Here is a 12,965-nt window from a genome sequence, read left to right as displayed (position 1 = left end):
TGCAATGCGTCACAGTCCTCGTGTCACGCGGCGGACGTTGTGACCGCACCGGCCAGCCATTATCCTGAGCGCCTGTCAGCCAACCAGCAGAAGGGCGCCGGATGTTCCTTGAGCGTAACCCGCGATTCGTCAGCCGGCTCACCCGCGACACCCTGGCGATGATCCTTGCCGGCGGACGTGGCGGGCGGCTTGCCAATCTCACCGACTGGCGCACCAAACCGGCGGTGCCCTTCGGCGGCAAATTCCGGCTGATCGACTTCCCGCTATCCAACTGCATCAACTCCGGCATTCGCCGCATCCAGGTGCTCACCCAGTACAAGGCACACTCCCTCATCCAGCACGTGCAGCGTGGCTGGGGGTTCCTGCGGGGCGAGTTCGGCGAGTTCGTGGAACTGGTGCCGGCACAGCAGCGTCTGGACCGGCCGCTGTGGTATGCGGGCACCGCTGATGCCGTCTACCAGAGCCTGGATATCGTCAAGGCGCACAACCCGGAGTACGTGCTGGTGCTCGCCGGTGACCACGTCTACAAGATGGACTACGGGCCCATGATCGCCCGCCATGTGGAGTCCGGTGCGGACATGACCGTGGGCTGCGTGGAGACGCCGCTGGAGCGGGCCCGCGCTTTCGGGGTCATGAGTGTTGACGAGAACGGGCATGTGCTGGAGTTCAACGAAAAACCCGACGATCCCGCGCCGGTGCCGGGGGAGCCGAATATCGCCCTGGTGTCCATGGGCATCTACGTGTTCAACCGGGATTTCCTTGTGCGGGTGCTGCGGGAAGACGCCGAGAACGCTGACTCCACACGGGATTTCGGCAAGGACGTGATCCCCGCGGCCATCCATGAGGCCCGCGTGGTCGCCCACCCGTTCCGGGATCCGAAAACCGATCTCCAGCCCTACTGGCGTGATGTCGGCACAGTGGACGCGTTCTACGAGGCCAATCAGGAGCTGATCGGCGCCGACCCGGAGCTGGATATCTACGACGAGAACTGGCCCATCTGGACCTATCAGGCGCAACTGCCACCGGCCAAGTTCATCACCGCCGAGATCGGCGGTGACGAGCTCCCGGGCATGGCCGTGGATGCCATGGTTTCCGGCGGGGATATCATCGACGGCTCCGTGGTCCGTCATTCGCTGCTGTTTTCCCAGGTCGTGGTGGAGCCGGGGTCAGTCGTGGAGCAGTCGGTGATTCTCCCGGCGGTCTCCGTGGGCCGCAATTGCCGTATCCGCAATGCAGTGGTGGACGAGGGGTGCAACATCCCGGATGGAAGCGTCATCGGCCACAATCCGGAGGTGGATCGGCGCCATTTCCATGTCTCGCCCAAGGGGATCGTTCTGGTGACCGCCGAAATGCTGGGCCAGGAAGTCAATCACGTGCGGTAGCATCCTGACCCGCGTGCGGGCGCAGCAGGGGCGCCCGGCGTGCCGGGATGCCAGCGGAGGGTGCCATGCTGGGCGCAATCAGCGGCGATGTCATCGGTTCGGTGTACGAGCACTGGCCCATGAAGAAAAAGGATTTTCCCCTGTTCCACCACGACTGCGGGTTCACCGACGACACCGTGCTCACCGTCGCCGTTGCCGATGCGCTGCTGGAGGGGGAGTCCTACGCCTCCGCCATGCGGCGGTGGGCGCGGCGATTCCCCACCCGCGGCTACGGCATCCGCTTCGCCCAGTGGTTCATGGCCGCCAGCCCGGAGCCCTACAACAGTTTCGGTAATGGCTCGGCCATGCGCGTCAGCCCGGTGGCCTGGTGGTTCGACGACGAAGCGCGGGTGCTGGCGGAAGCCGAGCGCACCGCCGCCTGTACCCATGACCATCCCGAGGGCATCCGCGGTGCCCGCGCCGTGGCGCTGGCGGCGTACCTGGCCCGTCGGGGGCAGGGAATGGAGACCATCCGCGAACGCGTGGCCCGGGAATCCGGTTACGACCTCGGGACCCCGCTGGAGGTCATCCGCCCGGAATACAGCTTCGACATCACCTGTCAGGGCTCCGTACCCCAGGCCATCCGCGCCTTTCTGGAGGCCGACAGTGTCGAGGACGCCATCCGCAATGCCATCTCCCTGGGCGGCGATGCCGACACCCAGGCCGCCATTGCCGGCTCCATCGCCGAAGCCGCCTGGGGTGTCCCCGAGGACATGGCGCGAGCCGTCCTCAAAAAGCTTCCCGATGACATGAAAGCCGTCATCGACGCGTTCCGGCAGCGCACCATGTGATGGGTACGCCGTCATCGCGAAGGCCCGCGAGGATCCAGGGCACTGGTTCAGGCTACCGTACCCCGTAGGCGCGCTGAGCGGCTCCGCACGGTGCGGAGGTAACCCCCCCGTTAGACGGTGCATCAAGATGCACCCTACGTGTGCCCGGGTCTGAGGCTCGTAGGCTCGTAGGGTGCATCTTGATGCACCGCAACGGCTAACTCTCGGAGCCGTCACGTTCCCACGTGCCGGAGCGTCCCCCGCTCTTGTGCATCAGTCGCACGCCGGTAATTTCCATGGCCCGGTCCATGCCTTTGCACATGTCGTAGACGGTGAGCAGAGCGGCCTGGGCAGCGTTCAGCGCCTCCATCTCCACCCCGGTGCGCTCCACCGTCTCGGTGCGCGCGGTGCAGTGGATGCCGCTGCCGTCCTCCAGCGGTTCCAGCGTGACCTCCGCGTGGGTAAGCTGGATGGGGTGACAAAGGGGAACGGTCTCCCAGGTCTTCTTTGAGGCCATGAGGCCGGCGACCCGGGCCACGGCCAGGACGTCGCCCTTCTTGATGCGCTGCTCCCGAATGGCAGCGAGGGTCTCCGGGGCCATGAGAATGCGCCCCTCCGCCAGGGCAACTCGGCGGGTACTGTCCTTTTCGCCGACGTTCACGATGTGGACTTCACCGGTTTCGTTGAGATGAGGGAGCTTGCTCATGGGTCCTCCGAGTTGGGGATTGCGGCAACGGCCAGGCGGCGTTCCGCTAAAGCGGCATGATAACCGCAACGCCCCCGGGCGCGGTATGGCCATCGGGAGGGCACGCTCCGCGTGCGGGCGCGCCTGGGCCCCGGTGGTGTTGCTGGCCGGCCTCGTCCTGGCCGCGTGCAGCACGGTCCCGGACCGGCCCGACCCCGATGACGGACCGGAAGCCGCCTGCCGGGCCTTTTTCCAGACCATGGACCAGCGCGTTGAAGAGGCCGGCGTCAGGGACGGCATCGGGGCACCACCCGCCGCCTACCCGTATCTACGTTCGACACGCTTCCTCGACAGTTTCGCCGACGCTCTGGACGAGTCCGGGGTTCGCGATGCCTGGCTGGACGCGGCGCAGACCCTGGATCGCGAGGCGCGGCTGCTGGAGTTGCGCCACCTGGAACCGGAGGAGCGCGGGGCCTTCCCCCGGCCCGCGGGCGTTGATGATCCCGAAGGCGCGGTGGACGTCTGCGGTGACCGGCTCCGCCAGGCGGATGGCCTGGAGGCGGACGATGGCCCCTGGCGCGAGGCCGCGGACGCCCTGTCGGTGCCAGACGAATACATTACCTGGCAGCGGGCCGTCGGCGTCTATCCCGTGAGTCGCTGGTTCATCCGTGCCGGGGTGGCGACCTGGCAGCGCGGCGTCCGGGAAGACTTTACCAACCAAGTCGCCGGGGAAACGCCCGCGCTGCGCTACCTTCCGGCCGCCGGTGACGGTGATGTCGCCGCGGGCGCACGCCTGCTTGCCGACGCCGACCTGGATGCCCTTGGCTGGCCGCAACTCAGCGAGACGCAGTGGCAGGAGTTCTTCCGGGCGGTCGCGCCAGTGGTGGAGGTGGAGCGGGATGCGGAACATAACCGGATCGGCCGTCCGTCGCTCACTGCCGAAGGGCTGCCGCAGGTGGATACCGGGGACCCGGTCGTCTATGCCCATGCCAGCGGCACCCGCTTCGGCGATCAGACCCTGGTGCAGATCAACTACACCTGGTGGTTCACGGAGCGCCCTCTGGATCACTGGTTCGATCTGCTCGGCGGCCGACTGGACGGACTCAATCTCCGGATGACCTTCAGCACCGACGGGGAACTGCTGCTGGTTGAAAGCATGCACAACTGCGGCTGCTACCATCAGCATTATCCAGTGCAGGGCCTGGAAGCGCGATCCTCGGCGGACTACGCCGAACCACCGTTGATCCTGCCCGGACCCGGCGAGCCGGAGGAGGGTGAGCGGCTACGGGTCCATCTTCAGGACGGCAGCCACTACGTCACCCGGCTGGCGTTTGCGCCGGTGCCGGACCACGGAGAGACATACGCCCTGGAGCCCTACGACACCCTGCGCAGTCTGCCCCGGGAGGACGGTGATCGCGCCAGTCTGTTCCAGGCGGACGGGTTGGTGACGGGAACCGAGCGCAGTGAGCGGTGGTTCTTCTGGGTCTCCGGCGTGCCGGAACCCGGAGCCATGCGCCAGTATCACCGCCACGCCACGGCGTTCGTGGGCCGGCGCCACTTCGATGACGCGGACCTCCTGGAGCGCATCTACCGGTGGCCCCGCGCGGACTGAGTCAACGCTCCCGGCCGCGAATCACCAGATCATAGCGATCCACGTTGCCGATGAAACGGTTACGCTGGGGGTGTCCCCGCAGGAACCGGACGACCTCGGTGTGCGTTTCCCGGGCGCCTTCGATGTCGCCGTCGCTGAGTTGTTGCCGGATTCGGGCCATGCGCCAGTGGTAGTTCCGCTCCAGATGGATTTCCTGGAATAACGGCTCGGTGGGAGGGAGATCGTCCAGGGCCTCGTCCAGCAGTTCCGCGGCCCAATCCAGTTCCCCGTCACTGCGCAACTGCTGCGCCTCCTCCAGAATCTCCGACGGGGCCTGCTGGGCCATCGCCCACCCGGGACCTGCCAGGAGCAAAACCCACAGCAATGCCAATGTTTTCATGGTGATTCCACCCTCGCGGGGCCGGCGTTGCACCGGCAGTGGCGCCCGGCGGAATGCGCTGTTCCGCTTCGGGCTCATCGTTGGTATGGCTCGAGTATACGATGGCCGGCCGGTTGGCCCAAGGGGTGTATCAGGGGTGAGACACCGGCACCGTGGGAGCGACGTCAGTCGCGATTTCCACCCCCTGCCCGTGGGAGCGACGTAAGTCGCGACATCCAGTTCCATCAGCCCAACGTCACGACTGACGTCGCTCCCACGGCGGGCGGCTGGAGGGGTGTCGCCTGCTCTATGCCGCCGCCGCCACGAACAGCCCGATGGTGCAGACCATGCCTCCGAGCCAGGCCAGGCTGCGCCAAAGGTGGGCATCGACGATGTAGAGCGCGCCGTAGAGGATGCGGAAGCCAATGAAGGCCACCGCCAGGGTGTTGATGGTGCCCTGGCCGGCATCCAGCTGCTGAGCGGTGAGCACGCCGGCGGCGAAGGGGGCGAAGGCCTCGAAGCTGTTCTGCTGCGCCCAGTTGGCCCGCTGCCGCCAGCCCGCCTGGTTGGCCAGCCATTCCCGGGGGCGGCGGTTCGTGAAGCGCTCACCACCGGCCTTGGCAATGCCGGCGAAGATGATGGGCATGAGGGCGGCGATCAGGATGGTCCAGTAGGCAATCGGCATGAACGGCTCATTCGGTTGATGGTTGGCAAGCCGCAAGAATACCCGACCCACCCGCCCCGTGGGAGCGACGTCAGTCGCGACAGCTACCTGTGTGCACTGGCATCGCGACTGACGTCGCTCCCACAGGGCTTTGCATCGGGCAGGAATCCCGCGCGCAACAAAAAACGGGCGCCCGAAGGCGCCCGTCAGGGGTTCAGCACTATGCTGACCTGAACTTCTTCTTAGAAGTTGTGCTGCAGCGCGACCATGCCGACGGTCTCGGTGGCATCATTCGCGTCGCCATCATAGTCGATGTGCTCGAACTCCAACCGCGCGTTGGTCCGGTTGGTAAACGAATGCCGGACGAACCCGTAGACGTTGTAGTCAATGTCTGCGATGTCGTCGGCACTCGCCTGGGACACGCCAAGATGCCCATCCCAACCTTGACCGAAGTCGTACATGGCAGCCAAAGCGATGGAATCGCGCTCGTCACTGCCGTCGGTGCCTGAATCGGCCACCGCGTCGGAGAAGTCCGTGACCACGGTGTAGTTGGCAGCCAGTTCCAGTGCGGGCGTGACATTCCAGCGGGCGCCAACGTTGTAAAGAGTCGCCTCATCATCATCGGCAGGACCGTCAACAAACTCCTGATAGACGACGGCGTTCACGCTGATAGCATCGTTGAACGAATACTGGGCCGCAGCCTGAAGGGAGCTGATGCCTTCCTCGTTATCTTCACCCTCGCCGATGCCTGCGGTGATATTGAACGCAAACGGATCAGAGTGGCCCCAGGCACTTCCGTACTGATAGCTGACCGTGCTGCCCTGTCGGAAACCAAACTGGGCGGAATCACGAAGTACGCCGGTGGTGTAGTAGTAACTACCATAGCCGTGCATGTCCGTGCGGTGGGTGTTCCAGCCACCAAACTCGTACAGAGCCATCCAGTCCGTCCCGACACGCACTTCACCCCAATCACCGCCAAGTCCGGCCCAACCCAGCCGGGTACCGGTCGAGCCAGCGCCCGTGGCGCCCCCAGTCTCGTTGAGGATGTCGATGCCAAGCTCGATGTTGTAGGAAGCGCGCAGGTTCGGCGTCAAGTCTTCGCCGCCGCGCACTCCAATGCGGGAGCTCACACCATTAGCGAGCGCAAAGTCTTTGGCGTCGTTGTTGCCGCCGGCTGAGTTGAAACCAGGAAAGATGAATCCTGCTGCTTCATCATCGGCAGAATACGTTTCCAACCCAACATCCACCATACCGTAGACTTCGACGCGGTCGTCGTCAGCCTGCGCGGTGGTCGTCAGAGCCGCCAGCGCCAGCGCGGACATGGAAGTAACTGCAGTTGCCTTCAGCGTGGTGCGTGTTGCCATTATTGTTACTCCTGTTTCAGTCATCCAAGAGATGCCTGGTTTGGGCGCGTGTTGCGGAAACCCGACGCCCGATTCTGGTTTTCCCTGTTCAGTGTAGCTTGCTCTCTCAGGATGCAAGTGCGTACAGGCGACAAATCCGTTGTGCGGTTGCAACAATCCGAACCATACTCCCGTGTACGTAGCGTGACAACCCCCGTCAGTGGGCGCTCTGGGGCACTTTCCCGGTATTTTCTGCCGCGGTGCGTCACTAACGTCATGACGACTCGACAGGTGCAGGCTCCCACGCGGGGCGGTGTTCCGACTCCGCGGCGTTCTCGCCGGCGGCGGGTGCGGGGCGGGTGTTGATGCCGAAACGGGCTGAGATGTTGTCAGTATCCAACAATCGCAGTCGGGCGTGTCCGCACACCAGCGACAGGGTGACCTCAGCGTTGTCGCCTTGCAGCAACACCGTGAGGGCGTCATCCAGCGACACCCCGTCCTCCGCGCGCAGATAACCGGGCAGGGCGTCCAGATCCTGGGCGTGGAGCAGTCCCGGACCCAGCTCGGTGACCAGCACCACGTCGCCATCCGGCGCCAGCCAGGCCTCCCGCAGTTCCGCCACCAGTGCCTCGGTGTGGGTCCGCAGGCTGCCGTCGTCCATGAGCCGATACACCCAGGGTGTCACCTCCAGGTCCGCGTAGGCGCGCTGGGGGCCGTTCTGGAAGTAGGCACGGCCCTGCTCGTCCAGCGTGTAGTTGCGGTTGATGAACTCGCGGGTGCGCACGTGGCTGACCACGTGCCCCTTGAGCAGGAACTCACCGCGCCGGTTGACGCCGATGTAGCCGTAGACGGCGGGGACGTCGGGCCAGCGCTGCATGGCGTGGAGGACGGATTCATCCATGGTCGGGACTCCGCGGAGTGGTGGGTGATGTCGCGATGATTGCCCATCGGGACGGGGCAGGGGAAGGGTGGCGTTGGTGCAATCCGCTTCGGCATCCGGGGAAGTGTGCAGTATAGTCGAGGGGTCATGTCTCCTTGACCCGCGGTGTCGCGGGTCTGCGCGCACGCCAATTCGTCAAACTGGGGGTAACGCCTTATGACGACCATCGTCTGGATCATTGTTGTGCTGATTTGCCTGGCCGGCGGCATCTGGCTCGGGCGTTATACCGCCCCGGGCGTGGAAAAAGCCCGGTCCATGGAGCAGGAGCGCGACGAGGCCCACGCCGAGCTGCAACGCTACCGTGAGGACGTGCGCACCCACTTCGAGAAGACCGCCCACCTGTTCAATCAGGTCACCAGCGGCTACCGGAGCCTCTACGAGCATCTGGCCGAAGGCTCCGAGCGGCTGGGCACCGGTCCCAGTGCCGGCATGCTGGAGAGCAAGCCCGAGGAGCGCACCCTGCAGGCGCCCACCGAGGCAGCCGAGGACGCTGGGAGCGAGGACAAGGCCGCGACGACCAAGCCTGCCGGCGAAGCAGCAGAGGCAGGTACGGATCAGGCGCCGGCCGCTCAGGAGCAACCGGAAGGCGAGCCTGAGCCGCAGGCCGAGCGGCAGGCGGAAGGCGAGAGCGACGCCGAGGCCCGGGAGGAGAGTCAGAAGCCCCTCGGCGAGGACGAGGAACCCAAGGGCCCCGCCAGCGATTACGCCGCCGAGCACGACGTGGACGAGGAGGCCGGCGAGCGGGAGAAGCGCGAGGCGAAAGGGTAGACCGCCGGAGCCCGCCGGCAGCGGCCGTGCGCTGCCGGGACCGTCGCCAGGACGCAAGGCGTCGCGACTGACGTCGCTCCCACGGAGGCCGCATCTGGCCGAGAAGGTGGATCTGAAGATCCACCCTACGCTTCCTCCCGGCAATACCGCCTGATTCAGGCGTAGGGTGGACCTTCAGGTCCACCGTGTCGGCCGCGGATCGGCCAACGGTGCCGGGCTGCTTGTTCACGGCGGACCTGAAGGTCCGCCCTACGGTTACTCGCGGTGCATCGAGATGCGCCCTACGAATCGACGGCGCGCCAGTTATCCCCGGCTTGTAGGAGCGACGTCAGTCGCGACAGCTCCGCAGATAAAGAAAACAGCCGCATCCGGAGATGCGGCTGAAGGGCGCGTAGCCTCGAGGAGGCACTCCATGACGGGGTCCCCGGCGGGGAACCCGGATCGTCAGAAGTCCATTTTCACGCCGGCCCAGAACTCCCGGGACTTGCCCGGGCGGGCGCCGGCCGGGCGGTAGTGGGCCACGTACTCCTTGTCGGTGAGGTTTTCCACCGAGCCGAACAGGCGCACGTTCTGGTGGACGCGATACTCGCCGGAGACGTCCAGCAGCAGGCGGGACTCGATTTCCTGGTCGCTGAAATCCGGGTCGGCGCGTGCCACCACGGAGGTGACGTAGTTGGCGTTCAGGGTCGCCCGCCAGTCCTCCTGACCTACGCCGACGCTGGCGTTGATCTGGTGTTCGGGGATCTCTGGCAGTGAATCACCCTTGCGGGCCTTGGCCCACTGGTTCGGGGCGTTTTCGCCAATGTCCTGTTTGAACCGGCTCTGGGTCAGGGTATAACCGAGGCTGATCGGTACCGCGTAGTTCCAGCCCTGCGAAGCACCCAGGTCATGGATGGCCAGGGCCTCCAGTCCGTAGATTTCCACTTCCCCGGCGGACTGCACCGTGCCGATGTCATCATCCGCGCAGCCCCCGCCCACGGCGGTGCACTCGATGTTGATATTGGAGTAGTCGTTGTAAAAACCGATCACCTCGGCGCGGGTGTTGGCGCTGCTGAACCGGAAGCCGGCCTCATAGTTGGTGCTGCGCTCCGCCTCGGAGTCCGGGCTCGTACCGCCTGGTGCGAAACCGCGATGAACGCCGGCGAGGACGCTCCAGTTGGCGTCGATCTCGTAGGTGGCGCCGATGCCCGGAATCCACACGCGGTACGTCGCCGTGTCGTCGCGACTCTCGTTGGCGCCGGTACGTTCCGGATCGTTCCAGTCCCGGCGAAGGATCTCGATATCCTCGTAGCGCAGGCCGGTGGTGATCTGCCACGGGCCCCGGCGCATGGTGTTCTGCAGGTAGGTGGCGATGGCGTCCGCCTCGGTCAAGCGGTTGGTGGTCTCGCCGGGGGTGCCGCGTTCCACCTGATACATATCACCGAACTCGCCCATTTCGTACTGATCCTGCCACTGGAAGCGGTCTTCCTCGTCCTCGTGGAAGCGCAGGCCGGCCTCCAGTTCGTGGTTCCAGCCACCCAGGTCGAACCAGTAGCCGCCGCGGAAGTCGATGCCCTGGGCGTAATACTCGCGGTTGTTGGCGCGGACGGCGCCGCGGGCGTCGCTATCCTCTCCTTGCTGCCCTCGAATCCAGTCAAACTCGCTTGCGAATTGGTCAGGATCGTCAAGGATGCTGCCGATTCCTGTGAAAGAATCCGGATCGTCGAAGTCGGCGCCATCTGGCGCTACCTCATGCAGCTTGTACCAGTTCCGCACCGTATCCGTGCGGTAGATGGTGGTGGTTAGGTCGGTGTTGGGCGTCGGGTTGATGTAGTGCCGGAGCTGGAACAGCTCGTTCTCGGTGTTGATCTCGTCTTTCTGCGAGCCGTGATAGCGCCGAAAGGGATCGCTGTCGAAGTCTTCCTGGATGAGCCCGAGGTAGGTGTCGTTCACCGTGCGGTCGTCCCGGGCGTACTTGAGTTCGACTTCCTGGTAGATCTCCGCCGTGGGGTCGGCGTTCCAGCGCAGCTTGGTCATGATGTTGCGGCGGTCGAATCCGGTGTTCGGGTCCGGCTGATTGGGCCCGGAGGCGGGGTTGTCCAGGCTCTTGAAACCGTCGGACTGTTCGGCGAAGCCCTCGATGAGCCAGCCGATCTGGCCGCTGCGCTCCCCGGGAAGGTCCTCCGTGCCACCCACGTGGGTATGGATGCGACGCCCGTTGTTGGAACCGAACAGAATGTCCGCCTTGCCGCTGGTGTCGTCCGGGATCGGCGTGGACAGCATGTTCAGGGCGCCACCGGTGGTGTACGGCCCGTGGCGGATGGCACTGGAGCCTTTCTGTACCTCCACCCGGTCCATGCGGCCCATGGGCGGGAAATAGTAGGCCGCCGGCGCTGCGTAGGGCGCGGGGGCGACCAGCACGCCGTCCTCCATGACGGTGATGCGGCTGTTCCGCTCGGGCGGGGTGCCGCGCATGCTGATATGCGGGAACTGGCCGAAGCCTTCCTCCTCCGCGACGTTGACGCCGGGGATGGCCCGGAGGATGCGGTGGGGATCGCTGTAACTGTGGCGGTCCAGCTCGTCACGGTCGAGCTGCTGGGCGGAGCCGGGGACGTCCTGGATGCGGTCCGGGTCACCGGTGATGCTGATGCGGTCGAGGAGGGTGGGGCTTCGGTCCTCCTGGGCCTGGAGTGTGGTGGTGGCGGCTGCCAGTGCCAGCAGCGTCACACCTGTGGCGGTCGCCCGGGTGCGTCGTTCGATCATCGTTGTGCCCTCCGATGGTTTGGCGTGCTTGGCGTTTTGAGACGACGTTGAGAGGACCTTGCCCGGCATGACCGTAAAACGCAATGAGAATTGTTCGCATTCATGGTGATGTGGGTTTGGTGATCCGGCGAGTTATGCGTAAACTACGTCAAAATTAATTGAATGATTAAATAAAAACCCGCTCGCGTTGCGGGTGGTGCTGCGCCACAGGGCGCGGTTTGTGGCAATCGCGTTTGCGGACGCGGTATGCCTCTCTTAAAGTGCTGTTGTTGGTAATCCCGGCTGTTGCCTGTTGGCATCGGTCCCGGGGAAACAGAACAAGCCAACACGCGTGGAGGGTGAAACCGGCGCGGCGCGAGAGTTTCCGCTGCGTCGGCCGGGCCGAGGCCCGCGACCTGGCGGCGGAGTTCCTTCGTCGGCAGTGGCCCCTGCGCGTGGAGGCGTCATCCAAAGGCGAATCCATGTCTGAAGACGCGAAGCTTGTCGTCGAGAATCTCTACAAGATATTCGGTCCCAGTCCGAAACAAGCCCTGGAGATGGTGGAGCAGGGCTATCACAAGGACGACATCCTGAAAGAAACCGGCAACACCGTCGGTGTACAGGATGCCAACTTCGCCATCCGGCCCGGGGAGATCTTCGTGGTGATGGGGCTGTCAGGCTCCGGTAAATCCACCCTGGTGCGGATGCTCAACCGGCTCATCGACCCCACCAGCGGGACCGTCAAGGTGGACGGCCGCGACATCACGAAGATGAGCAAGAAGGAACTGATCAACATGCGTCGCAACGACATGAGCATGGTGTTCCAGTCCTTCGCCCTGATGCCCCACAAGACCGTGCTGGACAACGCCGCCTTCGGCCTCGAGGTCTCCAGCATTCCCCGGGAACAACGCCACAAGCGCGCCGGCGAAGCGCTGGAAGCGGTCGGCCTGGGCGCCTGGCTCAACAGCTACCCTCATGAACTCTCCGGCGGCATGAAACAGCGTGTGGGACTGGCCCGGGCATTGGCTACGGATCCCGGCATCCTGCTGATGGACGAGGCGTTCTCCGCGCTGGACCCGCTCATCCGCACGGAGATGCAGGACGAACTCATCGCCCTGCAGAAAAAGGACCAGCGCACGGTGGTCTTCATCTCCCATGACCTGGACGAAGCCATGCGCATCGGCGACCGCATCGCCATGATGGAGGGCGGTCGCGTGGTCCAGGTGGGCACACCGGAGGAAATCGTCTCCCAGCCGGCCAACGAATACGTGAAGTCCTTCTTCTACGGCGTTGACGTCAGTCAGGTTTTTGCCGCCGGCGATATCGCCACCAACAAGCAGGTGACGGTGATCCAGCGCCCCGGGGCGGACGTTAACGCCGCCCTGGCGCGGTTGCGCGAGCACGACCGCGAGTACGGCATGGTCGTGGACCGCGATGGCAAGTACCAGGGCGTCGTCAGTGCCGCGAACCTGGTGAAGGCCGCGGAATCCGGCGGTGAAGACCGCTGGCAGAGCGCCTTCGAGGCCGAGGCCGAGGCGGTGCCCCGGGACAAACCCCTGAACGAGGTGCTGGGCCTGGTAGCGGAAGCGCGCTGGCCCGTGCCGGTGGTGGATGAGGAAGGGCGCTACATCGGCTCCATCTCCAAGACCGCCCTTCTGCAGACTCTGGACAAGGCAGGTTAAT

The 12,965-nt window shown here is 65.0% G+C and carries 11 protein-coding genes; 5 read left to right on the top strand and 6 right to left on the bottom strand.

Annotated features, from left to right (window positions below; genetic code table 11):
• Nucleotides 1–101: 101 nt before the first annotated feature.
• Both glgC and KU884_RS11305 read left to right on the top strand, forming a co-directional pair.
• On the top strand, nucleotides 102–1,382 hold the full coding sequence (glgC, locus tag KU884_RS11310; protein ID WP_167782743.1) for a glucose-1-phosphate adenylyltransferase: 1,281 nt from the start codon (nucleotides 102–104) through the stop codon (nucleotides 1,380–1,382).
• Nucleotides 1,383–1,447: 65 nt separating this feature from the next.
• Entirely contained in the window at nucleotides 1,448–2,212 is a 765-nt protein-coding gene (locus tag KU884_RS11305; protein WP_167782742.1) for an ADP-ribosylglycohydrolase family protein, read from the top strand.
• A 196-nt stretch (nucleotides 2,213–2,408) separates the two neighbouring features.
• On the opposite strand, the gene moaC is transcribed toward KU884_RS11305, so the two are convergent.
• Complete coding sequence (gene moaC, locus KU884_RS11300; RefSeq protein WP_167782741.1) at nucleotides 2,409–2,897, bottom strand: cyclic pyranopterin monophosphate synthase MoaC; 489 nt, start codon at nucleotides 2,895–2,897, stop codon at nucleotides 2,409–2,411.
• A gap of 85 nt (nucleotides 2,898–2,982) precedes the next feature.
• Here moaC and KU884_RS11295 point away from each other — a divergent pair, with 85 nt between their 5' ends.
• Nucleotides 2,983–4,488 (top strand): hypothetical protein, encoded by a 1,506-nt coding sequence (locus KU884_RS11295; protein WP_167782740.1) that lies wholly within the window; start codon nucleotides 2,983–2,985, stop codon nucleotides 4,486–4,488.
• Nucleotide 4,489: 1 nt separating this feature from the next.
• On the opposite strand, the gene KU884_RS11290 is transcribed toward KU884_RS11295, so the two are convergent.
• From KU884_RS11290 to KU884_RS11275, 4 genes are all read right to left on the bottom strand, one after another.
• Nucleotides 4,490–4,813: a hypothetical protein gene (locus KU884_RS11290; RefSeq protein WP_167782739.1), complete on the bottom strand. Its 324-nt coding sequence runs from the start codon at nucleotides 4,811–4,813 to the stop codon at nucleotides 4,490–4,492.
• A gap of 340 nt (nucleotides 4,814–5,153) precedes the next feature.
• Nucleotides 5,154–5,531: an MAPEG family protein gene (locus tag KU884_RS11285; RefSeq protein WP_167782738.1), complete on the bottom strand. Its 378-nt coding sequence runs from the start codon at nucleotides 5,529–5,531 to the stop codon at nucleotides 5,154–5,156.
• A gap of 221 nt (nucleotides 5,532–5,752) precedes the next feature.
• Nucleotides 5,753–6,874 carry a porin gene (locus KU884_RS11280; protein ID WP_167782737.1) on the bottom strand — a complete coding sequence of 374 codons (1,122 nt, stop codon included), beginning with the start codon at nucleotides 6,872–6,874 and terminating at the stop codon, nucleotides 5,753–5,755.
• 253 nt (nucleotides 6,875–7,127) lie between these two features.
• Nucleotides 7,128–7,754: a DUF2946 family protein gene (locus tag KU884_RS11275; protein ID WP_167782736.1), complete on the bottom strand. Its 627-nt coding sequence runs from the start codon at nucleotides 7,752–7,754 to the stop codon at nucleotides 7,128–7,130.
• Nucleotides 7,755–7,949: 195 nt separating this feature from the next.
• On the opposite strand from KU884_RS11275, the gene KU884_RS11270 reads away from it, so the two are divergent.
• Nucleotides 7,950–8,561 (top strand): ZapG family protein, encoded by a 612-nt coding sequence (locus tag KU884_RS11270; RefSeq protein WP_167782735.1) that lies wholly within the window; start codon nucleotides 7,950–7,952, stop codon nucleotides 8,559–8,561.
• 444 nt (nucleotides 8,562–9,005) lie between these two features.
• Here the strand turns inward: KU884_RS11270 and KU884_RS11265 are convergent, their stop codons facing one another.
• Entirely contained in the window at nucleotides 9,006–11,303 is a 2,298-nt protein-coding gene (locus KU884_RS11265) for a TonB-dependent receptor domain-containing protein (RefSeq protein ID WP_167782734.1), read from the bottom strand.
• A 461-nt stretch (nucleotides 11,304–11,764) separates the two neighbouring features.
• Between KU884_RS11265 and proV the strand changes: the two genes are divergently transcribed.
• Nucleotides 11,765–12,964: a glycine betaine/L-proline ABC transporter ATP-binding protein ProV gene (proV, locus tag KU884_RS11260; RefSeq protein ID WP_167782733.1), complete on the top strand. Its 1,200-nt coding sequence runs from the start codon at nucleotides 11,765–11,767 to the stop codon at nucleotides 12,962–12,964.
• Nucleotide 12,965 lies beyond the last annotated feature (1 nt).

Origin of the sequence: Aquisalimonas sp. 2447 (assembly GCF_012044895.1) — a bacterium.
In the GTDB taxonomy this organism is placed as follows: Bacteria; Pseudomonadota; Gammaproteobacteria; order Nitrococcales; family Aquisalimonadaceae; genus Aquisalimonas.
This window is presented reverse-complemented; position numbering and strand designations above follow the sequence as displayed.

Excerpts from the sequence above, each read along its gene's own strand:
- glgC (WP_167782743.1), top strand. The coding sequence starts at position 102 with ATGTTCCTTGAGCGTAACCCGCGATTCGTCAGCCGGCTCACCCGCGAC.
- KU884_RS11305 (WP_167782742.1), top strand. The coding sequence starts at position 1,448 with ATGCTGGGCGCAATCAGCGGCGATGTCATCGGTTCGGTGTACGAGCAC.
- moaC (WP_167782741.1), bottom strand. The coding sequence starts at position 2,897 with ATGAGCAAGCTCCCTCATCTCAACGAAACCGGTGAAGTCCACATCGTG.
- KU884_RS11295 (WP_167782740.1), top strand. The coding sequence starts at position 2,983 with ATGGCCATCGGGAGGGCACGCTCCGCGTGCGGGCGCGCCTGGGCCCCG.
- KU884_RS11290 (WP_167782739.1), bottom strand. The coding sequence starts at position 4,813 with ATGGCCCAGCAGGCCCCGTCGGAGATTCTGGAGGAGGCGCAGCAGTTG.
- KU884_RS11285 (WP_167782738.1), bottom strand. The coding sequence starts at position 5,531 with ATGCCGATTGCCTACTGGACCATCCTGATCGCCGCCCTCATGCCCATC.
- KU884_RS11280 (WP_167782737.1), bottom strand. The coding sequence starts at position 6,874 with ATGGCAACACGCACCACGCTGAAGGCAACTGCAGTTACTTCCATGTCC.
- KU884_RS11275 (WP_167782736.1), bottom strand. The coding sequence starts at position 7,754 with ATGGATGAATCCGTCCTCCACGCCATGCAGCGCTGGCCCGACGTCCCC.
- KU884_RS11270 (WP_167782735.1), top strand. The coding sequence starts at position 7,950 with ATGACGACCATCGTCTGGATCATTGTTGTGCTGATTTGCCTGGCCGGC.
- KU884_RS11265 (WP_167782734.1), bottom strand. The coding sequence starts at position 11,303 with ATGATCGAACGACGCACCCGGGCGACCGCCACAGGTGTGACGCTGCTG.
- proV (WP_167782733.1), top strand. The coding sequence starts at position 11,765 with ATGTCTGAAGACGCGAAGCTTGTCGTCGAGAATCTCTACAAGATATTC.